This window comes from Fructilactobacillus sp. X8R1C1 (genome assembly GCF_059900945.1).
The window spans coordinates 82679-108693 of the sequence record NZ_JBWXVH010000003.1 but is presented as its reverse complement, the minus strand read 5'-3'; the positions used below and the strand labels follow the sequence as shown (position 1 = coordinate 108693).

General features: G+C 37.2%; 23 protein-coding genes and 1 tRNA gene. 6 read left to right on the top strand and 18 right to left on the bottom strand.

Annotation, left to right across the window (positions count from 1 at the left end; all coding sequences use genetic code 11):
- Positions 1–3: 3 nt before the first annotated feature.
- Entirely contained in the window at positions 4–903 is a 900-nt protein-coding gene (gene murB / locus AC6UD1_RS03820; RefSeq protein ID WP_500696024.1) for a UDP-N-acetylmuramate dehydrogenase, read from the bottom strand.
- A 100-nt stretch (positions 904–1003) separates the two neighbouring features.
- Between murB and AC6UD1_RS03815 the strand changes: the two genes are divergently transcribed.
- Both AC6UD1_RS03815 and AC6UD1_RS03810 read left to right on the top strand, forming a co-directional pair.
- Positions 1004–1774 carry an exodeoxyribonuclease III gene (locus tag AC6UD1_RS03815; protein ID WP_500694307.1) on the top strand — a complete coding sequence of 257 codons (771 nt, stop codon included), beginning with the start codon at positions 1004–1006 and terminating at the stop codon, positions 1772–1774.
- Between the two features lie 14 nt (positions 1775–1788).
- Positions 1789–2322, top strand: coding sequence for a 3'-5' exonuclease (locus AC6UD1_RS03810; RefSeq protein ID WP_500694306.1), 534 nt, complete (start codon positions 1789–1791; stop codon positions 2320–2322).
- An 18-nt stretch (positions 2323–2340) separates the two neighbouring features.
- Here the strand turns inward: AC6UD1_RS03810 and AC6UD1_RS03805 are convergent, their stop codons facing one another.
- The 12 genes from AC6UD1_RS03805 to gap all read right to left on the bottom strand — a co-directional run bounded on the left by AC6UD1_RS03805 (position 2341) and on the right by gap (position 13991).
- Entirely contained in the window at positions 2341–2829 is a 489-nt protein-coding gene (locus tag AC6UD1_RS03805) for a GNAT family N-acetyltransferase (RefSeq protein ID WP_500707333.1), read from the bottom strand.
- On the bottom strand, positions 2816–3295 hold the full coding sequence (gene tsaE, locus AC6UD1_RS03800) for a tRNA (adenosine(37)-N6)-threonylcarbamoyltransferase complex ATPase subunit type 1 TsaE (RefSeq protein ID WP_500694304.1): 480 nt from the start codon (positions 3293–3295) through the stop codon (positions 2816–2818). The genes AC6UD1_RS03805 and tsaE overlap by 14 nt, the downstream gene beginning before the upstream one ends.
- Positions 3296–3310: 15 nt before the next feature.
- Positions 3311–4285, bottom strand: coding sequence for a phosphate acetyltransferase (pta, locus tag AC6UD1_RS03795; protein WP_500707332.1), 975 nt, complete (start codon positions 4283–4285; stop codon positions 3311–3313).
- A gap of 2 nt (positions 4286–4287) precedes the next feature.
- Positions 4288–4989, bottom strand: a complete 702-nt coding sequence (locus AC6UD1_RS03790) for a uracil-DNA glycosylase (protein ID WP_500694302.1) — start codon at positions 4987–4989, stop codon at positions 4288–4290.
- Between the two features lie 82 nt (positions 4990–5071).
- Positions 5072–5545 (bottom strand): SsrA-binding protein SmpB, encoded by a 474-nt coding sequence (gene smpB / locus AC6UD1_RS03785; RefSeq protein WP_500694301.1) that lies wholly within the window; start codon positions 5543–5545, stop codon positions 5072–5074.
- An 11-nt stretch (positions 5546–5556) separates the two neighbouring features.
- Positions 5557–7896 carry a ribonuclease R gene (rnr, locus tag AC6UD1_RS03780; protein ID WP_500694300.1) on the bottom strand — a complete coding sequence of 780 codons (2340 nt, stop codon included), beginning with the start codon at positions 7894–7896 and terminating at the stop codon, positions 5557–5559.
- 116 nt (positions 7897–8012) lie between these two features.
- On the bottom strand, positions 8013–8249 hold the full coding sequence (gene secG / locus AC6UD1_RS03775; RefSeq protein WP_500694299.1) for a preprotein translocase subunit SecG: 237 nt from the start codon (positions 8247–8249) through the stop codon (positions 8013–8015).
- Positions 8250–8335: 86 nt separating this feature from the next.
- Positions 8336–9289: an LPXTG cell wall anchor domain-containing protein gene (locus tag AC6UD1_RS03770; protein ID WP_500707331.1), complete on the bottom strand. Its 954-nt coding sequence runs from the start codon at positions 9287–9289 to the stop codon at positions 8336–8338.
- 102 nt (positions 9290–9391) lie between these two features.
- Complete coding sequence (eno, locus tag AC6UD1_RS03765) at positions 9392–10711, bottom strand: phosphopyruvate hydratase (RefSeq protein ID WP_500694297.1); 1320 nt, start codon at positions 10709–10711, stop codon at positions 9392–9394.
- Between the two features lie 86 nt (positions 10712–10797).
- Entirely contained in the window at positions 10798–11565 is a 768-nt protein-coding gene (gene tpiA, locus AC6UD1_RS03760) for a triose-phosphate isomerase (protein ID WP_500694419.1), read from the bottom strand.
- Positions 11566–11679: 114 nt separating this feature from the next.
- A complete protein-coding gene (locus tag AC6UD1_RS03755) occupies positions 11680–12897 on the bottom strand; it encodes a phosphoglycerate kinase (RefSeq protein ID WP_500694296.1) in 1218 nt (405 codons plus the stop codon).
- A gap of 89 nt (positions 12898–12986) precedes the next feature.
- Positions 12987–13991 (bottom strand): type I glyceraldehyde-3-phosphate dehydrogenase, encoded by a 1005-nt coding sequence (gene gap, locus AC6UD1_RS03750; protein WP_500696018.1) that lies wholly within the window; start codon positions 13989–13991, stop codon positions 12987–12989.
- 236 nt (positions 13992–14227) lie between these two features.
- Here gap and AC6UD1_RS03745 point away from each other — a divergent pair.
- The 4 genes from AC6UD1_RS03745 to clpP all read left to right on the top strand — a co-directional run bounded on the left by AC6UD1_RS03745 (position 14228) and on the right by clpP (position 17862).
- Positions 14228–14299, top strand: a tRNA-Arg gene (locus AC6UD1_RS03745).
- 96 nt (positions 14300–14395) lie between these two features.
- Entirely contained in the window at positions 14396–15052 is a 657-nt protein-coding gene (locus AC6UD1_RS03740; protein WP_500707330.1) for a helix-turn-helix domain-containing protein, read from the top strand.
- Positions 15053–15253: 201 nt separating this feature from the next.
- Complete coding sequence (gene asnB / locus AC6UD1_RS03735; protein WP_500707329.1) at positions 15254–17170, top strand: asparagine synthase (glutamine-hydrolyzing); 1917 nt, start codon at positions 15254–15256, stop codon at positions 17168–17170.
- Between the two features lie 98 nt (positions 17171–17268).
- Positions 17269–17862, top strand: a complete 594-nt coding sequence (clpP, locus tag AC6UD1_RS03730) for an ATP-dependent Clp endopeptidase proteolytic subunit ClpP (RefSeq protein WP_500694292.1) — start codon at positions 17269–17271, stop codon at positions 17860–17862.
- A gap of 66 nt (positions 17863–17928) precedes the next feature.
- On the opposite strand, the gene AC6UD1_RS03725 is transcribed toward clpP, so the two are convergent.
- The 5 genes from AC6UD1_RS03725 to rapZ form a co-directional block, all read right to left on the bottom strand.
- Positions 17929–18642: an N-6 DNA methylase gene (locus AC6UD1_RS03725; RefSeq protein ID WP_500707328.1), complete on the bottom strand. Its 714-nt coding sequence runs from the start codon at positions 18640–18642 to the stop codon at positions 17929–17931.
- 8 nt (positions 18643–18650) lie between these two features.
- Positions 18651–23042, bottom strand: coding sequence for an Eco57I restriction-modification methylase domain-containing protein (locus tag AC6UD1_RS03720; protein WP_500707327.1), 4392 nt, complete (start codon positions 23040–23042; stop codon positions 18651–18653).
- A 136-nt stretch (positions 23043–23178) separates the two neighbouring features.
- Positions 23179–24111 (bottom strand): DNA-binding protein WhiA, encoded by a 933-nt coding sequence (gene whiA / locus AC6UD1_RS03715; protein WP_500707326.1) that lies wholly within the window; start codon positions 24109–24111, stop codon positions 23179–23181.
- Between the two features lie 11 nt (positions 24112–24122).
- Positions 24123–25130 (bottom strand): gluconeogenesis morphogenetic factor MgfK, encoded by a 1008-nt coding sequence (gene mgfK / locus AC6UD1_RS03710; protein WP_500699770.1) that lies wholly within the window; start codon positions 25128–25130, stop codon positions 24123–24125.
- On the bottom strand, positions 25131–26012 hold the full coding sequence (rapZ, locus tag AC6UD1_RS03705; RefSeq protein ID WP_500707325.1) for an RNase adapter RapZ: 882 nt from the start codon (positions 26010–26012) through the stop codon (positions 25131–25133).
- Positions 26013–26015: the final 3 nt, after the last annotated feature.

Below are 26015 nucleotides of genomic sequence, written 5' to 3'. Positions count from 1 at the left end.
CTCCTATTTTGGCTCACCAATAATTCGAACCTCAGTCTCAAGGTGAACCCCATTATCTTTATACACAGTTTCCTGAACGTGCTTAATCACATTCAAATAATCAGTAGCGGTGGCACCACCAACGTTAATGATAAATCCGGCGTGTTTTTTTGACACTTCAGCTCCGCCAGAGCGATATCCCTGTAGTCCAGCATCGTGGATCAGCTTTCCGGCAAAGTATCCTTTAGGACGCTTGAAAACACTCCCACATGAAGGCCATTCTAAGGGTTGCTTTGATCTTCTCAGGTAGTTCAAATGATCCATCTCGTTTTGAATCTCACGTTTATTCCCGGGTTCAAGTTTAAAGGTCGCTTCCAAAACAACGTCCCCATAGTCTTGAATACTACTATGACGATAACCAAAGTCTAACTGGTCGTTGTTTAAAACAATAATCTCACCCTTACGCGTCAAAACCGTGGCTGATTCAAGTGCATACTGGGTCTCTCCCCCATAAGCACCGGCATTCATAAACACTCCGCCACCGACACTGCCAGGAATCCCAGCAGCAAATTCTAATCCAGTCAAACCGGCTTTTTGAGCAGCCTTAGTTGCATCAATGTAAGCAGCCCCAGCCTCGGCAATTACCCGATGGTCTTCAGTTCTAATGTTATTCATTTGGGTCAAAATCATGGTTAACCCACGAATTCCACCATCTCGTACGATTAGATTACTGGCATTTCCCAGCACAGTAAGTGGCATTTTAATTTCATTTGTATAATTTAATAATTCTTCGGTTTCTTTAAATGATGAAGGAAATGCAAGAAAATCAGCTTTCCCACCAGTTTTAGTCCAAGAATACTTGGAAAGTGGTTCATCTTTTAAAATTTTAATATCCTTGAATTTTTTTGTTAAATCTTCAGTCATTCGTCATTTTCCTTTCTAATTATCCATATTACATTCTAGCACGTTATCATTATTTAAACACTTCTGATCGTGCTATACTGGCATTAAAGGAGGGGATACAATGAATTTTATCTCATGGAACGTAAATGGTTTACGTTCAGCAGTTAAAAAGAATTTTTACGAATTTTTTAATGAAACTGATGCTGACTTTTTTAATGTTCAAGAAACTCGAGTTCACGAAAATGATATTGCTTTAGAAGTACCAGGTGACTATTACCAATACTGGGACTCAGCGGAACGCCCCGGCTACTCAGGCGTAACTACTTTCACAAAGCATAAAGCTGATAACGTGTTTTATGGTGTTGATGGAAGCGATACTGACACCGAGGGCCGTTGTTTGACACTCGAATATCCTGACTTTTATTTAATTAATACCTACGTACCCAATTCAGGCGAAGAGCTGCAAAGACTCGACTACCGTCTTGATTGGGACCAAAAATTTATTACCTTTGTAAGTAAACTTGCTGAAAGAAAGCCGGTCGTGATTGGCGGCGATATGAGCGTTGCTTATCAACCAATTGACATCGATGACCCAGAAGAAGATCACCACAAGGCTGGATACACCCAACAGGAACGTGACGATTTTGGTCGATTATTAGCTTCTGGATTTGTAGATACCTTTAGAGCACTTCACCCTTACCAAAGTGGTGCCTATACTTGGTGGAGTTACCGTTACGACGAGCGAGCCCAAAATCGTGGTTGGAGAATGGATTATTTCTTGGTTTCTAACTCAATTCAAGATGACGTTGCCGAGTCAAACATTCTTGGTGAGGTAACCGGCTCAGATCATGCTCCGATCCAATTAATTACTGATGGACTTAAGATTGATTAGAGGAGAATTGTTAAATGAATTTTGCGGCAATTGACTTTGAAACTGCTGCGGGCCAACGGGCCAGCGCTTGTTCGGTCGCATTAACGGTAGTAAGAAATAACGAAGTCGTTGATGAGTTTTACTCATTAATTAACCCCGAATGTGAGTTTAACTGGCGCAATATCAATGTTCATGGTATTCATGAAAAAGATGTAATTGACTCACCAACCTTTCCAGAGGTGTGGGATCAAATTAGCCCCCTCTTTGATAGAAATAAGCTGGTGATTGCCCACAACAATAATTTTGATAATAGTGTATTAAAAAAGAGTCTGGAAAGGTATGGTTTATCAAAACCACACTATCAGACTCTTGATACCGTTAAGACTTCCAAAAAGTTTTACCCTGGATTTGTTAACCATAAGTTGAACACGGTTAGTGAGAACTTAGGGATCGAATTAAAACACCATCATAATGCGTTAGATGACAGCTTAGCGTGTGCTAACATCTTAATTTATGAATACCAGCAGTTTGGTAAAAATGCCGTTAAACCGTTCGTTAAGTTAATATAAAAAGACTGAGATATTTTCTCAGCCTTTTTTTACGTTCATTTTCATTTCAATAACATGATCGTTTTGATCACTAGTGATAAATCCTAATTTTTTGTACAATCGAAAAGCCCCTACATTGGACTTTAAGACTGTTAATCGCAATTCATTAAGGTGACTAAAAGCGCCCACCCAGTCAATGGCTTCCTGAATCAGATGGGTTCCAAGTCCAATGTCCTGATAATCAGCTAAAACGGCGACACCAAGTTCCCCGGCAGTCTCGTCAACCTGACTAACACTCAAGACTCCAATTAATTTCGTCCCAGCAACTGCCACTAAAATGATGTTAGTCCCAGTGGCATTCACCGCGTCAATGGCATCTGCTTCGGTTTCAGCGGTCAATTGATCAATCTGAACATCCGTCGTAAAGTTACTAGATTCTTGACTTAATCGTTTCATTAGCTCGATTAGTGCTTCGGAATCGTCCGATTTAGCAGCACGAATCGTAATTTCTTCATTATCCTTTGCCAAGCACTAAGTCTCCTGACTTTAAAATCGAATCAAAATGTTGTCCCTTAGCAGTCATTTCAATTGTCCGATCGTTATCCCCCAGATCATCATTTCTAGTAAATCTGATTCTCAAATACTGGTCGGGAAGTTCGTCCTCCGCAAATTTGGACCATTCAACGACGCTGACTCCATCACCGTTAAAATATTCATTCAGACCTAATTCGCCGGCTCCTCCCTCTTCAAGACGATAAACGTCCATGTGATAAAGGGGCAACCGTCCATTTTTGTATTCCCGAATAATGGTAAAAGTCGGACTTTTGATGTTTCGCTTAATTCCGAGACCTTTCCCAAGTCCTTTTGTGAAGGTAGTCTTTCCCGCACCAAGGTCGCCATCGAGTAAAATAACGTCTCCAGCTTTTAAATCCGGGGCGAGTTCTTCGCCTAATTTTTCAGTTTGATCGGGACTATCAACCTTAAATTTAATCAATTCAATCGCCTCAAATTAAAGTGCTTGAGTAGCCGTGATAATGGCTACCTTGTAAACATCTTCAGCATTGCATCCCCTCGACAAATCAGAAACTGGTTGATTCAATCCCTGAAGAATTGGACCAATGGCTTCAAATCCACCTAAACGTTGGGCAATCTTGTAACCAATGTTTCCTGACTGAAGCTCTGGAAAGACAAAAACAGTTGCCTGACCAGCAACGTTTGAACCAGGTGCCTTACTCTTTGCAACCGCGGGAACAACCGCAGCATCAAATTGGAGTTCCCCATCAATTGGAGTATCTGGATCTAACTTTTGGGCAATCTTGGTTGCACTTTGAACTTTATCGACTTCTGGTCCCTTAGCTGAACCCTTGGTTGAAAAACTAAGTAAGGCAACTTTGGGATCGATATCAAACAACCGGGCTGTATGTGCACTTTCAACGGCAACTTCACCAAGTTGTTGATCATCAAGTTCAATGTTAATGGCACAATCTGCAAACAAGTAACGTGTGTCACCCTTTTGCATGACAAAAGCACCACTAATCAACTTCACACCTGGTTTAGTTTTAATAATCTGAAGTGCAGGACGAACCGTATCACCAGTTGGGTGAGCCGCACCGGACACCATTCCGTCAACGATTCCCATGTATACCATCATCGTGCCAAAATAATTCGGATCTTTCAACCATTGCTGAGCTGTTTTTTCATCCGTTTTGCCATTACGCCGTGCAACAAGTGATCTAACCATCTCGTTGAACGTGTCAGAATCAACGTTTTGGATATCAATGATGGTAATTCCGTCCAAATCATTTCCGTTTTCTTTAGCAACTTGTTTGATTTTGTGGGGATCACCCAATAACGTTGGTTCAACCAAATTATCTTTTTTAAGCCGACTAGTTGCTTCAATAATTCTTGGATCTTCCCCTTCAGGGAATACTAACTTAATGTTTTTATCGTTAATCTTTGCTTTCAAACTATCAAAAAGGTCCATAATTAACTCTCCTTATTAGTGGCAGTGACGTGTTCTGGTAATTTCCAGTTAATCGGCGTCTCACCCATGGCTTTTAGTGCTTCATTCGTCTTTGAAAACGGTTTTGAGCCAAAAAAGCCTCGATTCGCAGAAAGGGGACTTGGATGAGCCGACTGAATCACAATATTAGCGTCAGTATTAATCAACTTAATCTTATCCCTAGCAGCCCTTCCCCATAGGATGAAGACAACCGGTTCAGGACGCTTTGACAATTGTTCAATAGCATAATCAGTGAGTCTTTCCCATCCTTTGCCACGATGAGAAAAAGCCACTCCATCTTGAACGGTCAAAACGGAGTTTAATAACAATACCCCTTGTTCAGCCCAACTTTTTAGATAACCGTGATTAACTGGTTTAATGCCCAAATCACTTTGTAATTCCTTATAAATATTCTTTAAAGATGGTGGAACAGCTACGCCTGGCATTACCGAAAAGCTAAGACCATTGGCTTGATTAGGACCATGATATGGATCTTGTCCCAGAATAACGACTTTCACCTTACTAAAGGGAGTCCACTCAAATGCCTGAAAAATATGGTGCATTTCTGGATAAATCGTCTTGTTATTATACTCTTCAACCAAAAAACGCCTTAACTTTTGATAATATGGTTTCTCAAATTCTGGTTCCAAAATTGGCCACCAGTCGTTATGAATAAACGGTTTCACTATTAACACCTCCAATTCATTCTACCATAAAATGTGAATTTTTAGGCAAGCAAAAAGAGAGTGCAATAGCACTCTCTTTTAATTAATAATGTTTCATAACACGATCAATTTGCCGTTGGGTATCACGTTGCTTTATGGTTTCACGTTTATCATATTCACGCTTCCCCTTAGCAACCCCAATCAGCACCTTAGCGTAGCCATGTTTTAAATAAACTTTTAAGGGAACAATGGTAATTCCCTTAGTCAAAGTCGCTTCACCAAGTTTTTTGATCTCTTTTTTATGCAACAACAACTTTCGATTACGCAATGGATCATGATTAAACTGGTTTCCTTGCGCATACTCACTGATGTGGACATTCATCAAATAAGCTTGTCCGTTTCTCACCTGCACGAATCCGTCCTTTAGATTCATACGGCGTTCTCTAACTGATTTAATCTCAGTTCCCGTTAGTGAGATGCCAGCTTCATAAGTATCAGAAATAAAGTAATCATGTCGGGCCTTTCGGTTAGTTGCCATTACGTTCTTTTCAGTTGGTTGATGCTTTTTTCTAGCCATGTTCCCATCCCCTATTTTTTGCGACTATTAGATGGTTTGGTTCTGATTTTAAACGAATGACCTTTTTTACCGTTCTTTCTACGATCTTGATTCTTATAACTCTGACGACGATTTTTCCCATCAGAATGTTTGCCACTGTGATGGTGCTTATCATTTTTATGTTCCTGTTTTGGGAGAAGTTCACTCAATGGAGCATCTTCTGGTTTAACGATCTCAAAGTCAACGGTCATCTGATCAACGTCGGCCGCAACACATTTAACCCGTAACGTTTGTCCAATCTTATAAGTTCTTCTGGTATTTCTACCAACAAGCGCCAAGTACTTTTCAACGTACTCATAGTAATCATCATTCATCTTGCTGATATGAATAAGACCTTCAACGGTGTTTGGAAGTTCAACGAACATTCCGAACTTCATCACTGAAGATACAACGGCATCGTATTCCTCACCAATATGTTGAGTCATATACTCAGCCTTCATCATCGAATCAACGTCTCTTTCGGTGTCAACACCGCGACGCTCAGTTTCTGAACAGTGAACCGCAACTTCTCCAACCTGGTCAGCATAGGTTTGCTTGGTAACATCATTAATCCCATTATCTTCATAATAATGAACTAAACGATGGACAAACAAATCAGGATAACGTCGAATTGGTGAAGTGAAATGGGTGTAGTATTTGGCACCTAATCCAAAGTGTCCCACACACTTATCACTATATTTGGCCTGTTGTAAACTTCTAAGCATCATTACTGATACCATTGTTTCTTCAGGAAGTCCGTGTACTTTACTTAAAATGTTCTGTAAAGTCTTGGGAGTTAAATGATCGGGGTCAGCTTTTACTTCAATTCCAAAGGCAGTTAGGAATTCAAAGAAGTCCTTAACTCGCGTTGGATCTGGCGTCTCATGGACACGATAAATGAACGGAACTTTAAGTCGATAGTAAGTTTCAGCAACAGTTTCGTTTGCAGCCAACATGAATGATTCAATCATTCGTTCGGCTAAACCTCTCGTTCTAAGTTTAATATCAACGGGTTTACCTTCTTTGTTCATGATAATTTCTGCTTCGTCATCATCAAAGTCGATCGCCCCACGACGCTTTCTTTGCTTGTATAAAATTCGGTGTAACTCAGCCATGGTTTCAAACATTGGTACTAAATCATGGTATTCTTCTCTCGTCTTCTTATCATGTGATTCAAGAATATTATTGACAGCTGTATATGTCATTCGAGCTTTCGACTTCATAACACTCGGATGAATCCGCTTTTTGACAACTTTCCCTTGGGGATTAATTTCCATATCACAGCTTAAACATAACCGTAATTGTCCCTCGTTTAACGAACAAATCCCGTTTGATAGACGGCGAGGCAGCATTGGAATAACTCGGTCGGTTAAATAAACTGAGGTTCCACGTTTATACGCCTCACGATCAAGTAGTGTTCCTTGTTTAACGTAGTGACTAACGTCAGCGATGTGGACCCCTAAATGATAATTGCCATTTGGTAACTTCCATGCCGTGACGGCATCATCCAAATCTTTGGATGATTCTCCATCAATGGTAACTAACGTCTGATCGGTAATATCTTCTCGTCCTTTGGTTTCTTCAGGCAAAACATGGTCCGGAATAGCATCTGCTTCTTCTAGAACATCTTCTGGAAATTGGGAAGGAACATCATGAGCATAGACAACCTGTAAAATATCAATTCCAGGGTCATCAACACTTCCAATTACTTGTTTCACAATTCCAACCATGTAATCTGGATGCTCGTTACTTGGATATTCCGTAATATCAGCAGTAACCACTTCTCCTGGAGTAGGATGAAGACCAGCATCTACCACGTAGAACTTGAATCCTGCTAATTTTTTGTCTTTTAAAACAACCTGACCAAGATAACCATGATCATCATCAGTCTTACGAAATTCACCAACCACATGAGTGTAATGATGTTCTAAAATACTAACCACTTTAGCTTGTGGACCCCGATCAGAATCTTTTTCACCTGGCTTAGTAATCTGAATCTCAACCTTATCCAGGTTCATCGCATGCATCGTTTCATCAGGTGCGATAAAGGCATCCGGTAATTCATCATCATATCTAACAAAGCCAAATCCCTTTGGATTAGAGTGGAAAATCCCCTCTAGCTTCAACTCACTTGGATTAACCTTAAAATCACCGTTTTCAGTAACCACAACGGCACGGTCTCGTTCCAGTGAAGCGAGCTCTGAAACGATTAATTTGAAAGCTGATGATCCATGATAATTCAAATCATCAGCTAATTTTTCGACACTATAACTTTGATCAGGATGTGATTGTAACTCCTGCTCAATTTCATTTTTTAACTTATTATCTTGCAATATATTTTCCTCTACAATCCAATTGACTTATACGTCAATTATAAATCTCATTCTTTAATAAACGCTAGTAATCCGCTTTAAATGCAAAAACCCCCTGTTTAACAGGAGGTTTTTTATTAATGTGATGAAATCCACATTAGAATTAATGCGATACCAAAGAAAAAGATTCCTAGTACCACAGTCACTTTTTGCATAAATGCCTCAAAGCCCCTCGGCTTGGACTCAGAGGAAGAATCGTTTGCACCACCAGAGAGTGATGACATTGCATCATTATTTTTAGAAGGTTGCATTAAAACTGCACCAATAATGAGAATACTAACGATCCATAATAATATCATCAAAAGATTATTCAAAAAAATGCCTCCTACCCATCAGCTAAACAGGCTTATCAATACTTTAATTAGTTTAGCATAAACTAGGAGTTATTTCCAGTCCATCATTATTTCTCAGTTCGATTGGTCCTAATAAACAAAATCGAACTGAACAGCAAAATTACCATTCCAATCAGTGAAAGAAGTTCGCTGGTGCGTTCCCCGGTTTGAGGTAACCTTTTAGTAGGTTGGCGATTCGTATGGGTTCTGTTTACCCCATGTTTACTTCTTCTCACGTGAACCGTTGCAATTGAATCGTGGTTCGCATCTAGGTACGGAGCGTGATGAGTGAAATTACGTCGATTATACTTGCTCATTCCGTTTTCATTTGGCATTTGAACAGGATGACGCCCAGATCTTTTTTTACCACGTAATAACATTGGATTCATCCCATTTTCAAGTACCTTCTTCGTGGGTTCATACTGATCTTTCTGCTTCTTACTACTCTGACTGATACGTTTTGCCATTGGCTCACTGTGATTACCAACTATTTTTTTATCTGGGGCGATTCTACCTGATTCATGAGGTCGTTTATCTGGCAGATCTTGAGAATGAGCGGGTTTTTTGGTCGGTTCAGCTGGTACGATTGGTTTACGATTATCAGCCGGTTCAACTGGACGATCGTGCTTATGATCATTGGATGGAACTGTTCCACCAGAATCTGGATGATCGTTACTTGGAATTGGTTTAATCGGAATGTGAGGTGACGGAATCGGCAAATCTTCGTCTTTATTGTAGTTAAAAACGACCACGTCACTTCCCACATAGATTGGTGGAATACTTTTATCTAAATGAAACCCAGGAATTAGTGGCGCCTTGATATCAGCTCGATTTTTGACGTTCACTCTGGCAATGTCAAAGGCATACGATGAATCCTTTTCTCCGTCCTTATTTACCCAATGTTTATGAGCAGTAATGGTGTATTCGCTTGCCCTCACATTTGGAGTAAAAATCCTCAATGATAATCCAACTGTAATTGCAATTAATGCTAAAAATAATGAAAATTGTTTTGTAATATTCATGTTTCTCCTCCTCTTTCTGTGATTAAATACGAGGAAGGTTTACGAACTCACGAAATTTATGTATAAAAAAACACCTTCATAACGAAGGTGTTTTTAAATCAATTATTTTTTGATGATTGCTTCTTTTGCTTCTGGACTCAAGTTGTAGAATGAGTTAATTCCCTTGTACACAGCAACTGATCCTAATTGATCTTCAATTCTCATCAATTGATTGTACTTAGCAATTCTTTCACCACGACTCATTGAACCAGTCTTGATTTGACCAGTGTTTAAAGCAACAACTAAGTCTGAAATAGTGGTATCTTCAGTTTCACCAGAACGGTGAGAAATAATTGCAGTGTAACTAGCTTCCTTAGCCATGTTAACGGCATTAACAGTTTCAGTTAAAGTACCGATTTGGTTAAGCTTAATCAAGATTGAGTTAGCAACGTTCATCTTAATACCCTTTGATAAGTACTCAGTGTTAGTAACGAACAAATCATCACCAACGATTTGAACTTTCTTACCTAAGCGCTTAGTTGCCATTTGCCAATCTTCCCATTCGTTTTCATCTAGTGGGTCTTCGATTGAAATGATTGGGTATTTTTCAACGATGCTGTCAAGCAAAGTGATGAATTCATCAGCATTGTATGATTTACCGTCACCAACCAAGTTGTACTTCTTAGTGTCAGCATTGTAGAATTCTGAAGCGGCACAGTCAAAGGCAATTGAAATGTCCTTACCTGGCTTGTATCCAGCACGCTTGATTGCTTCAACTAAGATTTCAAATGGCTCTTCGTTATTCTTCAAATCAGGTGCAAATCCACCTTCATCACCAACAGCAGTTGAGTATCCACGTTCTGCTAAGATTGCTTTCAAGTTATGGAATGTTTCTGATCCCATTCGAACAGCTTCTCTAAATGATTTTGCACCAATTGGCATAATCATGAATTCTTGGAAATCAACCTTGTTGTTAGCATGCTTACCACCATTGATAACGTTCATCATTGGAGTTGGAAGAACATGTGCATCGAAACCACCTAAGTAGTTATATAATGGAACGCCAAGTTCATCAGCTGCAGCTCTAGCAGCAGCAATTGAAACGGCTAAGATTGCGTTAGCACCTAACTTAGCCTTATTTGGAGTGCCATCAAGTTTGATCATAGCTTGGTCAATACCTAATTGATCAGTTACATCGAAACCAACGATTTGTTTGGCAATAATGTTGTTAACGTTGCTAACAGCCTTAGTAACACCTTTGCCCATATATCTATTTTTGTCTCCGTCACGAAGTTCTACGGCTTCGTGTTCACCAGTTGAGGCACCAGATGGGACGATTCCACGGCCCATTGCACCGTCTTCTGTGTAAACTTCAGCTTCAACAGTTGGATTTCCACGTGAATCCAATACTTCGCGAGCATAAATATCAGAAATAATTGACATGTTATCTCTCCTTAGTGAATTTGTTACCTATATTTAAAGGTCAACTTAATTCTATTAGTTTAGGCTTTAACTTGCAATCATAATAACTAATTATTTTGCAAATCTTGGTAATTCGCAAGCTCCAAAAATTCCTTTGGTTCAAGACTACTTTTACCGGCTAAAATCCCGTCAATATCAATTTGTTTCATAAGCGAGATGATGTTATTTGGGTCCACACTTCCACCATATAAGATTCGAATCTGGTTAGCAATATCATCCGAGTAAATGTCAGCTAAAGTTTGTCTAATTAGGTAACATCCCTCTTCCGCTTCGGTAGTTGAAGCACTATGACCGGTCCCGATTGCCCAACTTGGTTCATAGGCAATAACGACCTTTAAAGCGTCTTTTTCGGAAACGCCCTTCAAACCAGCGGTAACCTGGTTAACTACCCAGTGGATTCGATCACCAGTCTCAAGTCGTCCCATCGTTTCATCACAACATAATATCGGCTTCATATTGTTATTTAAAACCGCATGAACCTTCTTATTAATGATGTCATTAGTCTCGTTAAAGTAACGACGTCTTTCAGAATGACCAACGATCACGTACGGGATTCCCATCTGACTGAGAGCTTTAGGACTAACTTCTCCAGTATAAGCACCCTCATTTTTGTAAAAGCAATTTTCAGCTGTTACGTGCAATGGACTCGATCCATTGGCTTTAAGCATTGATTCAAGAAATAACGGTGAAGCTGCAAGAGCTGTTTCAACGTTTTTAGGATCTGGTATTTTATCTTTGATATCAATCACAAATTGAACTGCTTCATCTAAAGACAAGTTCATTTTCCAGTTCCCACCAATAAAGGGAATACGCATGATACTTCTCCTCTCATAATTCATCTTTACCTATATTTTAGCCGAAAGAGAAGCAATAAGCTAGAAAATTGATACAAACAAAAAAGTCACCGATTAAAATCGATGACTTTTAAATTACTTTTTATCAGAAATTGATGCAATCCCTGGAAGGGTTTTACCTTCAAGATATTCAAGCGAAGCTCCCCCACCAGTTGAGATATGGGTAAGCTTATCAGCCACACCTAATTCCTTAACAGCAGCAGTTGAGTCTCCACCACCAACGATGGTAGTAGCATCAGTTAATGTACCCAAGAATTTACCAATTGCCAAGGTTCCCTTAGCAAACTTAGGAAATTCAAAAACACCCATTGGTCCGTTCCAAACAACGGTCTTGGCGTCCTTTAAAACGTCTTCGAATAATTTAATACTCTTAGGACCAATGTCAAGACCCATCATGCCGTCTGGAATTCCACCATCAACGACTTCAGCCTTTGCATCATTTGAAAACTTGTCGGCTACCACTGAGTCAACAGGTAAGACGATCTTGTCTCCACCTTTTTTGAGGATATCTTTAGCAACATCAATCTTATCTTTTTCAACAAGTGAATTACCAACTGGGATTCCCTTAGCGGCATAGAATGTATAGGTCATTCCACCACCGATAATAATCTTATCAGCCTTGTCCAACAAGTGATCGATCACACCAATTTTGTCGGAAACTTTAGCACCACCAAGAATTGCGATAAATGGATGCTTTGGATTATCAACAGCGTTACCTAAAAACTTAATTTCTTTTTCCATCAAGTATCCGGCAGCAACTGGCTTACCAGCCTTTTCCATTGCTTTAGCGATCCCAACGTTTGAAGCATGTTCTCTATGAGCAGTTCCAAACGCATCATTAATGAATTCATCACCAAGTGAAGCCCAGTATTCCCCTAACTTAGGATCATTACCAGATTCACGTTTAACATTCTTACCATTAACAACATCTTCATAACGGGTATTTTGTACCAAAAGGACTTGGCCGTCAGACATGTTGTCAATTGCCTCTTCAAGCTGCGGACCTTCAGTAACAGGAACAAATGTAACTGGTTTGCCAAGCAATTCAGCTAATTTTTCTGCAACTGGGCGAAGTGATAAACCGGGTTTATCATCTTCTGTTTTAATTCTGCCTAAATGAGAGAATAAGATTGCTTTACCACCATGATCAATTACATACTTGATTGTTGGAAGAGCAGCAACGATTCTGTTGTCATCACCAATTTTACCGTCCTTAATTGGAACGTTAAAATCAACACGCATCAGAACTTTTTTACCTTGAACATCTAAATCATCAACGATTACTTTTGCCATCGTGATTGCCTCCAGTGTTAGTTATATTTTATAAAGGAAAAGACGGAAGAGATTTCCCTCCTCCGCCTTTTCAAAGTTGCAATCTAAAATTATAGAGTAGCAAATTTCAACAAGGTACGAACCATGTTGCAAGTGAAGCCCCATTCGTTATCGTACCAAGCAACAGTTTTAACTAATTGAGTGTCACCACTTTGGGTGATTTCAGTTTGACCTGGATCAAATACTGATCCGTGTGAGTCATCGATAACGTCGGTTGAAACCATGTAGTCATCAGCATAACCAAAGGCATCGTTTGCATGACTCTTCATAGCATCGTTAACTTCTTCAGCAGTGACGTTCTTGTCTAAGACAGCTACTAATTCAGTTAATGAACCATCAGCTACGGCAACACGTTGTGCGTGACCTTTAAGGACACCATCAAGTTCTGGAATAACCAAACCGATAGCTTTAGCAGCACCACTTGAGTGAGGTACAGTGTTAATAGCTGCGGCACGGTTGTTTTGTAACTTAGCGCTACGTGGACCATCTTGAAGTGCTTGTGAAGCAGTGTAAGCATGGACAGTAGTCATAGTACCTAACTTAACGCCAAAGTCTTTGTTCAACCAGTAAGCCATAGGTGCTAAACAACTAGTGGTACATGAACCAGCAGAAACGATCTTGTCTTCTGAAGTCAAATCATCCATGTTAACACCAGGAACAACAGTAGTCATTTGACCAGCAGGTGCTGAAATCAAGACACGCTTTGCACCAGCGTCAAGGTGAGCTTGTGCTTTTTCTTTTGATGTGTAGAAGCCGGTACATTCAAGTACGAAGTCAACACCATCATTTTTAACCCAAGGAATGTTCTTTGCGTCACGTTCTGCATAAACTGGGATACGAGTACCGTTAACGATAATTGCATCTTCAGTAGCTGAAACGTCACCGTCAAAGCGACCATGAACTGAGTCATATTTTAGTAGGTAAGCTAACATTGAAGGGGTAGTTAAATCATTAATTGCTACAACTTCGATATCACTTGAATTCAATTCAAGGATACGTCTGAATGCTAGACGACCAATTCTTCCGAAACCATTAAGACCAATTTTTGTAGTCATAATATGCTTCCTCCTTTTGGAATAATCAAATTTTAATACATTCACATCTTAACACTTTTGCCAAATCATGTCAGTGATTAAAAACACCAAATGACAAGCTACAAGCGATAAAATTGTGACAATGAATTCGAAATTCATTACCAGAAATAGTATAGCAAAAACAAACCCCATTTGTAATTAAAAACCATTATTATCTTGAGTTTTTTCCTCTAATCTACTATATTTAATATTGTGTTGCGCGTGTAGTGTAATGGATAGCACGTAAGATTCCGGTTCTTGAGATGACGGTTCGATTCCGTCCATGCGCATAAAGCAGTGAGAGAGTCTCGCTCACTGCTTTTAATTTCTTTCAATTGACCATTACCGTTATAATAGAGGTTAAGTCGAACTGTAGGAACTTATATATGAAATTAAACGCAAACCTTAAAAAATATCGAAAACAAAATCAATTAACTCAAGCAGAAGTTGCCAATAAAATTAACGTTTCAAGAAAAACCATTTCAGCGTGGGAAAATGGTAGAAGTAAACCTGATCAAAATGCGATAAGCAACCTTGCTACCCTTTATCAAGTTCCAGTCAGTAACCTGACCGGTCACAACCCTGAAAATAACCACAAACCAAAATTAAGTTTTAGACAAAAGATGATCCGTATAAAACGGTATGGTTATATCTCAAAGTATGCTTACTTTTTTGAGCTGGTCTTACTCGTAATTGGGATAATATTATTTATTTTGCCCTTTAATTTACGTGACCTTTGGTTACTCCCCCTCTTCGTGATTGACATTTGCATCATTATTCTCTATGAGAAGAACTGGAAAACCATTACACAAGACAAACCTTTAATGAAAAAGGTCGAGATTTTATCTCCGATATTATGGGTAGTAATCTTTATAATTGGTTGTGTTATCAATCTTGATGCCATGCTTAGTCATGATTTAATGATGAAAGTCGGAACCATTATTGGTATAATTATGTTTTCATTTACATTAAGTATTGGCTTGATTCTTGGAATCTTGTTTCCGTTAAAGCGGATGACGGTTAAGCGTTCGTCTAAAAATTAATTAGACAGTTCCGGCTAACAAGGGCTGTTCTGTAAGCAATGTAACCCATAATGTAACCGTTAAATAGACAAATTTATTAATATTTTATTGAGACTAGCCATACATAGCTAGCCTTTTGTGTGCGAACAACTTAAGATAGTTAATGGAGTTTGGTTAGCAGAAATAATCAATTTAATAAGCAATTGAAAAGGAGAGGATACTATGTGTGGATTTACTGGTTATATTAACCAAAATAATATCCCGAAGGATACTATCAAAAGCATGGCTAAAAGAATTAAACACCGTGGACCAGATGATGATGGTTTCTTCCAAAATGATGAAATCTCAATGGGTTTTCGTCGTTTATCAATCATTGACTTAGCCAATGGTCATCAACCAATGTTTGGTGATAATGATACCGACGTTTTAACCTTTAATGGTGAGATTTATAATTATAAAGATTTACAAAAAGAATTAATTGCAGTAGGTCAAAAATTTGATACTGACTGTGATTCAGAAGTTTTAATTCGCGGATACGAAGCATGGGGTCCGAAAAAATTACTTTCAAAGCTTCGCGGAATGTTTGCATTTACAATCTACGATTCAAAGAAACACCAAGTCTTCGGAGCTCGAGACCACTTTGGTATCAAACCACTCTACTACTATGATGATGGAACGAACTTCATGTGGGGATCCGAAATCAAAGCCTTTTTGGCAAACCCTAATTTTAAAAAGGAACTGAATACCAAATTATTACCAGTTCACTTAAGTTTTGAATTCATCCCATCATCAGAAACAATGTTTAAAAACGTTTATAAGGTGATGCCAGGACAGTATTTCATCTATAAAGATGGTAAAACTACCACTGACACATACTACAAGTACAACTACGATCACATTGATAATTCGCAAACCATTGATGGGGACGCTAAAAAGATCGAAGGATTAGTTGATGACAGTGTTAAGGCGCACATGGCGTCTGACGTTCCTTTGGGTAGTTTTCTCTCAAGCGGTGTCGATTCCAGTTATGTGCTCAATGAAGCCGCTAAGATTAAACCCATGCAATCATTTTCACTTGGGTTTAACGGTTCTAAGTACAGTGAATTAAAATGGTCAACTAAGTTTGCAAAAGAAATTGGACAAAAGAACACGGCCACCACAATTGATGGTGAGGATTACTTCGATTTCCTTCCTACTATGATGTACTACATGGACGAACCACTGTCTAATCCTTCTGCTCCACAACTTTACTACCTGTCACATAGTGCTAGAAAAGACCTAATTGTTTCATTATCCGGTGAAGGTGCTGATGAATTCTTTGGCGGATACAATACGTACCTTGAAGCTTTTACCTTTGAGAAGTACCAAAAGATGGTACCAAAGTTTGTTAGAACCGCTCTCGGTAAAATCGCCTCATCACTCCCACGTTTTCACGGTCGTCGTTTCTTAATCCGTGGTGCTCAACCGTTGTATGAACGATACTATCGGGTTAACTACGTGTTTGACGAACACGATCGTGAGCGCGTCTTAAAAGATAAATCACTTAACTTCGATACTGGTCAGTACACTAAGCATATCTTTGATGAAGTGGCTGGCAGGGACGAAGTAACGCAGGAACAGTACTTTGACATTAACACCTGGTTACCCTTTGATATCCTGCAAAAGGCTGACCGGATGAGCATGGCTAACAGTCTTGAAGTTCGAACTCCACTAGTTGACAAAGACGTAGCAGAATTCGCCAAAACGATGCCAACTAAAACTCGAATTTCATTTGATAAAGACGGCAATCCAATCACTAAGGTGGCCTTTCGAAAAGCGGCTTCCTCGCAAGTACCAAAGGTCGTTGCCGACAAAGAAAAACTAGGTTTCCCATCCCCAATCGCACAATGGATCAAAGAACCCAAATACCATGATAAAATCGAAACAGCATTTCATTCCGATATTGCCCAAAAGTTCTTTAATGTGGACGAATTAGACCGCATCCTGAAAGAACACATGGAAGGTAAATCCAGCATGCAAAAGATCTTTACCATCTACACTTTCATTCTTTGGTATGGCGTCTACTTCCCAGAAGACACCAAGATGAACTACAATAAAGAAGTTGATTTACACAAATACTCACGTGAATCAATCGCATAATTATCATCAAGCAAAGTTTTTGACCTTTATTGACCTTTAATGTAGAATGACTTTTATAACTTGATATAATTTGAAATTATCAAAGGAGGAGTATGGATATGAATTTAGTTCCAACTGTCATCGAAAACTCACCACAAGGTGAACGTGCATATGACATTTACTCACGTCTTCTAAAAGACCGAATCATTATGTTATCCGGTGAAATCCAGGATGATATGGCTAACGCAATTATTGCTCAACTATTGTTCTTGGATGCTCAAGACTCTGACAAAGATATCTACTTGTACATCAACTCACCAGGTGGTGTTATCACTTCTGGAATGGCAATCTACGATACGATGAACTTCATCCACGCCGATGTTCAAACCATCGTAATGGGGATGGCAGCATCAATGGCCAGTGTCTTGGCTTCATCTGGTGCCAAAGGAAAGCGCTTTGCATTGCCACATGCTCAAATCATGATTCACCAACCATCTGGTGGTGCTCAAGGTCAACAAACTGAAATCGAAATCGCCGCAAAAGAAATTTTGCGTGCTCGTAAGATGATTAATGAATTACTTGCCGAAAATTCCGGTCAACCCCTTGAAAGAGTTAACCGTGATACTGAACGAGACAATTATCTTACTGCTGACGAAGCAGTCGATTACGGTTTGATTGATGGTATCATGAAAAACAGTTCTGACAAAAAATAATTAGTTTCTGTTTATAACAAAAGCAGCAATTAGAATTATTATTCTAATTGCTGCTTTTTTGTTTAATCAAGAATCTCGAAGTTCACGATAAACTTTAGTAATCTTAACTGGGGAATAATTAATCAATTCTACTTCTCTTTCTTTTGTTTCAAAATCATTTTGAAACAAATCATATTCTTCCACACCATGAGAAGAAGCCAAATCGTTATTTTTACTCTCATCAAATATAGATGCAAACGTAATTTCTTCTCTTTTTACTTTTATTACCCCATACTTTTTAGGCAATAATTTCCATTCACTAAAGATTATTGGATCACCAGTACTAGTTTCTTTTGTTAATGCATCCCCTTGAACCATATTAGCCTGAATTATTGTTTTTGCACTTTTAATAACATCTCTACTGGTTTTGTCAGCAAAATGCGTTTTTACCACATTTTTATAAACCTCATCAAATTCTAAAATCATATTCATAACCAACATTTCAACATTATCTTCAAGTAACTCAATTCCATAAATTGAAGATAGCCCTATTAAAACTTTTTCATCATATTCTTTTTTGGATGAGCTTAACTTCTCTGCTAATTTCATTTTTTTCTTTAGAATCTCTATTAAAAATGCTCCTTGTCCAGCTGAATGTTCTAAAAAAGTCGAATTTAGTATGTTAAAGGCTTTTTTTAGTTCAGGTTGATTTAGCATAAATTTTACAATCTTTTGTGGAGTGAAAACTTCACCATTGTTTTTAACTCTGTCAACAGATCCTACTAATTTTTTTTTTGACATTTATTAAATTACTCCATTCTAGAAGCTTGATTTTCAATAAAGTTGATGTCAGAGTCAGAAAGTTTATACTTTTTAAATAATTGAGCATCAATAGAATCCACAGACTCACTCCAATTAATATCCGAATTTTGAGTAAAGTCTTGCATAGGAACATATTTCCAAACACTTTTCGGATTATCCTGAGTTACTTTCAAAACTCCTAACATAATTCTAGCAAACTTAGTTTTTAAATATTTAAGAAGTGCCTTAGCTTCAATATTACTTTCAAATTGACCAATATTTAAAAATGTATCTGTTGCAATAAAATCAGGATCACAAATCATAGGATGACTAAGTGCTTCACCAATTAACCCATTTCCGTTTGACTTTGGAATAATAACTTTGTATTTATGAGTAAAATCATTATTTTTAACATAATCTTTTCTAATAAATTTCCATACTCTTTTATTATTATCTAGTCCTAAAACTCTATAGAAATTATTCTGATTTACTTTGTTGCCAATTTGGTCTGGGCTTAAAAATATATTTGGAAATTGCTTAAAAGCATTTGAGTTTATCCCATCATGTTTGGTCTTACCTAGTTTTGCGTAAGCATCGACGTTTTCTACAAAGAATTTTTCTGAAAATCTATATGCTGGTCTTGGTGTAACTATTTCTGTTATTGACTTTTTATTAGAATCAGACTTCCAAACTTTATTAAATATGTCCTTTAATTTGTCATTAGGAAGAAATACATTAATGGGTTCATTATTTTCATTAATATCATATGATGTAATTACAACTCCACCCTTAATTTCTGTATTGGGAAATATTTGCTTACCATCCTTAAAATACTTGACTATTTTAAAATGTTTGTCAGAAAGTAATTTTTGCGACCATTGATTTTTACCAGCCAGAAATCTTGCCGGAGTGATAAGAATACTTACATCCGCCAATTTATACGATAAATCCATAAACTGAGGATATAACTGTTCCATGCGCCCTCCTTCTCTAGTTTCTGGTTTTTGATATGGAGGATTACCAACTACAACATCAAACTTCATTTTATTAAAATCCTCCCTAATTTCTTTTACTTCACCATTAATATCATTACGAGAATTTTCTACGATACCATCAATATATTTAATATTTGTTTTAATAGTCTTAAATCCCGTTAATGTACGTTCGGAAATAGTTTTTGCCATTGGTGTCTTTGCAATAACAAAAATATTTTGACATAAAATATTTTCCCAAATATCGTCTTCTTGTTTTGACGTAAACTTGCCAGCCATTCTATTATTTAATTTATCAATGCGTTGTTTATACAAAGATATAGCAGCATATAAAGGATACAATCCAGTTTTAGAATTTATTTCTAATATACTAGTATCATCATAAAATATATCATCAGTTTTATTAGTTTGAATCCAATGATTTGCTGGGATACCACCCTTCATAGTGTCATTATACTCCTCATCAAAAAACGAATATCCGCCAATAGTCATTCCTAATTGCATATTTACAACACGCCATGGAGTCAATACCGTTTCTTTATCTGGATTCTTAAAAGTACCAAAGATTTGAGCTAATTGCTCGGCTCTTTCAACCGGATCTAATAAATCTAAATCCTTAACTTTCTGCCTAATTATTCTTCCTGCGCCAACAAAAATATCATGATCATAATATTTTACTATTTCCCTGAATTTACCCTTTGTTATGCCTTTTGGCATAAATTCAATCCATGATTTATCATCTACTTTATTTATAAATGTATCAATATCAACATCCTCAGAAATATCAACATTCATACCATAAATCATTAAGGGAATTCGAATTGAAATACCTCTCAATACAGAAATCAATGCTTCTCTTTGCTTCTTTGCATTTTTCTTTTTATTAATAATTTCTTGTTCAGCTTGAGAACGTGATTTTGCAGACTTTTTTTCAAAATCAAGAGATTTTTCATACTCTTCCTGATCTAACCCAGTAGAATTTACTGTAATTTTTATAGGGGCTTTTTCTTTCTTAGTAGTTCCAATAATTTTTTTAATTCCATTAATTTTTTTAATGTCATTTTCATCTAAACTAAACAGTAATTGATCACTATAAATCGAATCATCATCAAATCCAGTCCTTACAGCTTTTTCTGCATAAACCTTCTTTACCTGCCCCATTAAATCATCAATATTATAATTTTTCATTCCATTTCCTGATTCACCAATTACTGGGAAAAAGTTAAGAAGATTTTCCATCTTCTCTGTATGTTTTTTATCGTTTACTTGACCCGCATTTGAATGTAAATTTGTAATACTAGATGCCATCGTAAGTGCTCTATCTGGTGCAAAATCAAATATATAAGCATTTGTTTTCATTCCCATTTTTTCATCAGAAAACGGAGTTTGTGATCTAAAGGCTGCTTGCAAGTATTGAGTAGGACTATTAGTATTTGATAAAAATACAACTCCTGTCCATTCTTTTACATTTATACCTGTAGTTAACTTTCTAACAGTTAATGTAATTGTTTTTGTTTCAGATGGATGCTTTCCGATGGCATCATGGACACGTTGTAAATCACCATCAGTAGCATTATCCTCATGGCCATCTTTTACAACGTTTATAATATTATAATTTTTAAAAATAGGATGTTTCTTCATTAACTTTTCTAATGCATCAGCTTCTTTAACTCCTGGAAGAAGCCAGAGTGTATGTCTCAATTTATTTCTAAAATTTTCAGTTGAAAATGGATACTTGGTATTTTTATTTGTACTAGTAATGTTATCAAGAAATTTTTCTATCCGTTTTTCATAAATAAATTTACCATCATTATTTACCTTAAAAAATTCTTTAAAATCAAAAGACTTATCCAACGTTTCAAATTTATCTTTATTCTTCATTTCAAATGTATACATTGAAACCTTAGGTAGACCTTCATAAGGATTATCATCATTAGGACATTTTTGAGACCAATTTTCTTTAGCTTTCTGTTCATCTACATAATCCCATGTATAGACTTGATCATCCTTATATTGATCAACGATATTAAATGGAGTCCCTGATAATTCTAATACTTTAGTATTTTCTTTTTTAACAGCATTTAATACTCTTTCTGCTAGTTCTGTTTGTGTACCTTCATGTGCTTCATCAATAATTACTAAATCCCAATCAGTATTAAAAAGCTCCTTATTTTTATCACTAGATTTTCCACCTACATAAAATGATCCACGTAGATCTTGTATACTAGCAAAATAAATAAATGGATCTTTTGAATTTAATAAGTTGGTAATAGATTCACCCTTCTTCTTAGATCCAAATTGATATCCATCATTACTTAAACCTGATTTGTTAAAATCTTCAAACCAACTATCTGATACAACAGGACGGTGAGTCATTATTAAAACCTTTTTATATTCTTCTTCTTTAACAAGTTCCAAAGCAGTTAAAGTTTTTCCAAATCGCATTTTGGCATTCCAAAGCATTTTATTATTACTTTTGCTGTTTTTTTCAAAAACTCTTTTTGTCTTCTTAACTGCATCATTCTGTTCAGGACGCAACTTAATTATGGGAGCTTTTGGTTTCACTGTTCCAATAGCACTCTTACCGTCTTTTACTGCTTTAATCGCTTTTTTAACTGTATTTAAATCGGTACGAAACCATTCTTGACCAGCTGTTCCGTTATCCTTCTTAATCCCTGATCTGCTTAAAACATTATGGACATCATAATCATGAAAGAAAGTTTTTGTTTTTTTATTCCAGGCTAATTCAGCCCATTGCAAAATATGTGGGACACCAGATGTCTCCATATATTGATTAATTCTTTTTTCCGCTGAATTTCGCAAATCCACACTATCTGGTGTTGTATCCAATTCCATTTCGTCATTTGGTAATGATGATTCTCCAATTTTTTCTAATCCATCATAAGCTGGGAACTGTCCATTTGAATTGTTGGCTGTTTGAGCATAAATAACTCTTTTTTCCATAGTATTATAAGAAATTACCATTTTAGGAGTTACAAAAGAAATATTGTTATTCAAATTATTTGTATATTTATTACTAAACCACACTAATACACTCTGAAGTTTTTTTAATCCATCTAACGCATCACTTTTAGTAATAGTTTCTTCCAATTCATGTGCACTGCTATTACCTATCTTTTTTAATTTATAAAGATCTTCAATTACTGCATCATCAGAAATAAGATTTTGTCTTTTTATTTCGTATAATTTAGTTGCCAATGTATCCCTATTACCAACATTTATATATGCAAAATCTAAAACTTTAGACGCTATATCCTCAACAATCTTTCGAATATTAACAAATTCATCATCATAATGATTTTGAGTATAGAAATCCTCCGCTTTTTTAGCAGGTAAAAAATAATCTTTAGTATCTAAGTCTTCTTTTAAAAATTCAAAATTACTCAAACTATATACCCCATAACATACCAATTAATACGTAACTTATTTAAAATAATTTTACCATTTGGGTCCTTACTTCACAAAAATCATTTAAGTATTATTATCCTAATTAAAAAAGACTGATAAATATACCAGTCTTTTTTTACTCGTCAGATCGTAATCCAGCCGCAAACTCATTAATCTTACGTAATCGATGATTCACGCCGGACTTAGAAATCGGTCCTCCTGGAACCAAATCACCTAACTCCTTTAAACTCACTTCTTGATGCTTCATGCGAACCTCGGCAACGTCTCGAAGCTTTGGTGGCAACTTTTTAAGCCCCACGGTTTCCTTTATAAACTGAATGTTTTCAATTTGCCTAGTTGATGCATTGGCTACCTTATTCATATTGGCATTTTCACAGTTTACAAGTCGGTTAACGGAATTCCGCATGTCTCTGACAATTCGAATGTCCTCAAATTTTAACATAGAATTAGTGGCCCCAATTAATTGCAGAAAATCCGCAATCTTTTCAGCTTCTTTCAGGTACGCAATACACCCGCTTCGTCTCGTGGTAGTTTTAGCGCCCAAATGATAACGATTCATCATCTCCGCAATCATTTCGTTATGATTCTCATACGTTGAATAAATTTCAAGGTGATACCGAGATGTTTCTGGATTATTAACGGATCCCCCCGCTAGGAATGCACCACGTAAGTAAGAACGAACCTGCCCATCATCTTTAAGTAACTCTAATGGCACCCGTTCAATAATCTTGTTTCCATCCAAAATGCCCAAATCATCCAAGATTGCTCTTACATGATGATTCAAACGCACCACGTATAGATTGTTCTTTTTTAGTTTCATCTTTTTTCGAACCAGAACTTCTCCTTCAACGTGATAAAACTGAAGTAAAAGTTGATACAGTCGTCTAGCAATTGCTGGATTTTCGGACTGAACATCTAACACCAGGTGTTTTTCGGATATTTTAAGTGTTCCATTCATTCGAATCAACGCCATCAGTTCTGCTTTTGCGTTAGCTCGATGGACTTCTAGGTTAGTTAATTCTTTTTTGACGTCACTAGCATATGACATCTAATCATCCCCTAATGGCGAATTTTAGGTTGCCCTAATAAACGAATCAGTTCGTCGGACACTAATAGTCCATTATGAAAAGCTCCATGGTCTCTTAATTCAAGAAAATCAGAAGAGATTACCCGACAACCTTGTTTCTTTAAACCCTTAAAATCAGATTTCACTGGTTGAGCTTCATCACCCCAGCGTTGATGATCAATATAACTTGCTGGAACTTTTTTATTGTTAACCAAAACGGTATCGATAAAATTAGTTTTCAAATGACGATTTAAAACCCGGACATGATCAGCATCAGTGAAATTATCGGTTTCACCCTTCTGAGTCATGATATTACAAATATAAACAACTTCCGCGTCGGTCTCAGTAACCGCTTTGCCAACATTATCAACCATCAGGTTGGGTAAGATACTGGTAAACAAGCTTCCCGGTCCCAAAACAATTTGGTCAGCGTTCATGATCGCATTGATCACACTTGGAACTGCCTCTGGCTTCTTATTGCCATCAGTAGATTCAACCCACACTTTTTTAATCATTTTGTCAGAATTGGTAATTTCAGATTCTCCAGACATGGTCGTCCCGTCGGAAAACTCAGCATGTAGCTCTAAACTTTCATCACACACCGGATACACATGCCCGTCGACCTTCATAATGTCGGTCAACTTTTGGATGGCATCAAAAAAGCCGCCACTCATTTCAGAAAGCGCCGCAATTACTAAATTGCCAATGGCATGCCCAGCAAGAAACTTGTCGGAAGATTCAAAGCGATACTGAAAGATATCCAAATCAATCTGAGGCAACGTCGAAAGTGCCACTATAACATTGCGAATATCTCCCGGTGGCAAAACATTAATGTAGTTTCTAAGGATCCCTGATGACCCCCCATCATCAGCCACCGTGACAACAGCGGTAATATCAACATCACGCTTTTTCAAACTTTTTAAAATTACAGGTAAACCGGTTCCTCCTCCAATTACAACCATTTTAGGACGTCCGATTCTTTTACCTACTTTATCAATCATTTATTTAACCCCTTTGTGACGGTTAATGTCTCTATGGGTAACATTAACTGGATATCCAAGTTGATCCTTGATATCCTTAGCCAATCGTTCAACCATTGCAACCGAACGATGTTGACCGCCAGTACAACCGATTGCCATGGTGACAGTCGATTTTCCTTCTTTTTTAAATTTAGGTAACGTAAATTTAACGAGGTCAAAGACTTTTTCATAAAATTCATTAGCTTCATCTTGGTTCATAACGTAGTCATAAACATCTTGATCTTTTCCAGTCTTACTTCTTAACTTAACCACATAAAATGGATTCTTTAAAAAACGCACATCCAAAATAATGTCAGCATCGATTGGAAGCCCATATTTAAATCCAAACGACATTAATTCAACGTGAAATGGCTCTGAATGAGAGAGCTTAAACTTATGAATGATTTCCTCACGTAATTCCTGTGGGGTCAAATCACTTGTATTAATAACAAGATCAGCAGAGTCTTTGACCCTTTTCATTAATTTTCGTTCTTTTTCAATTCCATCAACTACCCGCCCTTTTCGTGCTAAGGGATGGGTTCTCCGGCTTTCTTTATATCGAGACACTAATTTTTCGTCAGAGGCATCGAGAAAAATCACCTGATCCTCAGTGTCTTTGTCGTTAGACATATTAACCAAAGTATCAACAATTTCGCGGTATGAGGCTGGAGCCCTTAAATCAATTACTAAAGCAACCTTCTTAATTTCACTAGAAGTGTGAACCAATTCCATGAACTTCGGAATTAAAGAAGGTGGGATATTATCAACGCAAAAGTACCCTAAATCTTCACATGTTTGCATGGCCAGTGTCTTACCTGCTCCACTCATGCCCGTGATAATCACAAATTGTTCGTTATCTGCCATTTT

Coding starts and splice junctions, on each gene's coding strand:
- AC6UD1_RS03770 (WP_500707331.1), bottom strand. CDS start 9,289: ATGAATATTACAAAACAATTTTCATTATTTTTAGCATTAATTGCAATT.
- clpP (WP_500694292.1), top strand. CDS start 17,269: ATGAATTTAGTTCCAACTGTCATCGAAAACTCACCACAAGGTGAACGT.
- mgfK (WP_500699770.1), bottom strand. CDS start 25,130: ATGATTGATAAAGTAGGTAAAAGAATCGGACGTCCTAAAATGGTTGTA.
- tpiA (WP_500694419.1), bottom strand. CDS start 11,565: ATGCGTATTCCCTTTATTGGTGGGAACTGGAAAATGAACTTGTCTTTA.
- AC6UD1_RS03725 (WP_500707328.1), bottom strand. CDS start 18,642: ATGTCAAAAAAAAAATTAGTAGGATCTGTTGACAGAGTTAAAAACAAT.
- asnB (WP_500707329.1), top strand. CDS start 15,254: ATGTGTGGATTTACTGGTTATATTAACCAAAATAATATCCCGAAGGAT.
- eno (WP_500694297.1), bottom strand. CDS start 10,711: ATGTCAATTATTTCTGATATTTATGCTCGCGAAGTATTGGATTCACGT.
- whiA (WP_500707326.1), bottom strand. CDS start 24,111: ATGTCATATGCTAGTGACGTCAAAAAAGAATTAACTAACCTAGAAGTC.
- smpB (WP_500694301.1), bottom strand. CDS start 5,545: ATGGCTAGAAAAAAGCATCAACCAACTGAAAAGAACGTAATGGCAACT.
- rapZ (WP_500707325.1), bottom strand. CDS start 26,012: ATGGCAGATAACGAACAATTTGTGATTATCACGGGCATGAGTGGAGCA.
- gap (WP_500696018.1), bottom strand. CDS start 13,991: ATGACTACAAAAATTGGTCTTAATGGTTTCGGAAGAATTGGTCGTCTA.
- murB (WP_500696024.1), bottom strand. CDS start 903: ATGACTGAAGATTTAACAAAAAAATTCAAGGATATTAAAATTTTAAAA.
- pta (WP_500707332.1), bottom strand. CDS start 4,285: ATGGACCTTTTTGATAGTTTGAAAGCAAAGATTAACGATAAAAACATT.
- AC6UD1_RS03755 (WP_500694296.1), bottom strand. CDS start 12,897: ATGGCAAAAGTAATCGTTGATGATTTAGATGTTCAAGGTAAAAAAGTT.
- AC6UD1_RS03815 (WP_500694307.1), top strand. CDS start 1,004: ATGAATTTTATCTCATGGAACGTAAATGGTTTACGTTCAGCAGTTAAA.
- AC6UD1_RS03740 (WP_500707330.1), top strand. CDS start 14,396: ATGAAATTAAACGCAAACCTTAAAAAATATCGAAAACAAAATCAATTA.
- AC6UD1_RS03810 (WP_500694306.1), top strand. CDS start 1,789: ATGAATTTTGCGGCAATTGACTTTGAAACTGCTGCGGGCCAACGGGCC.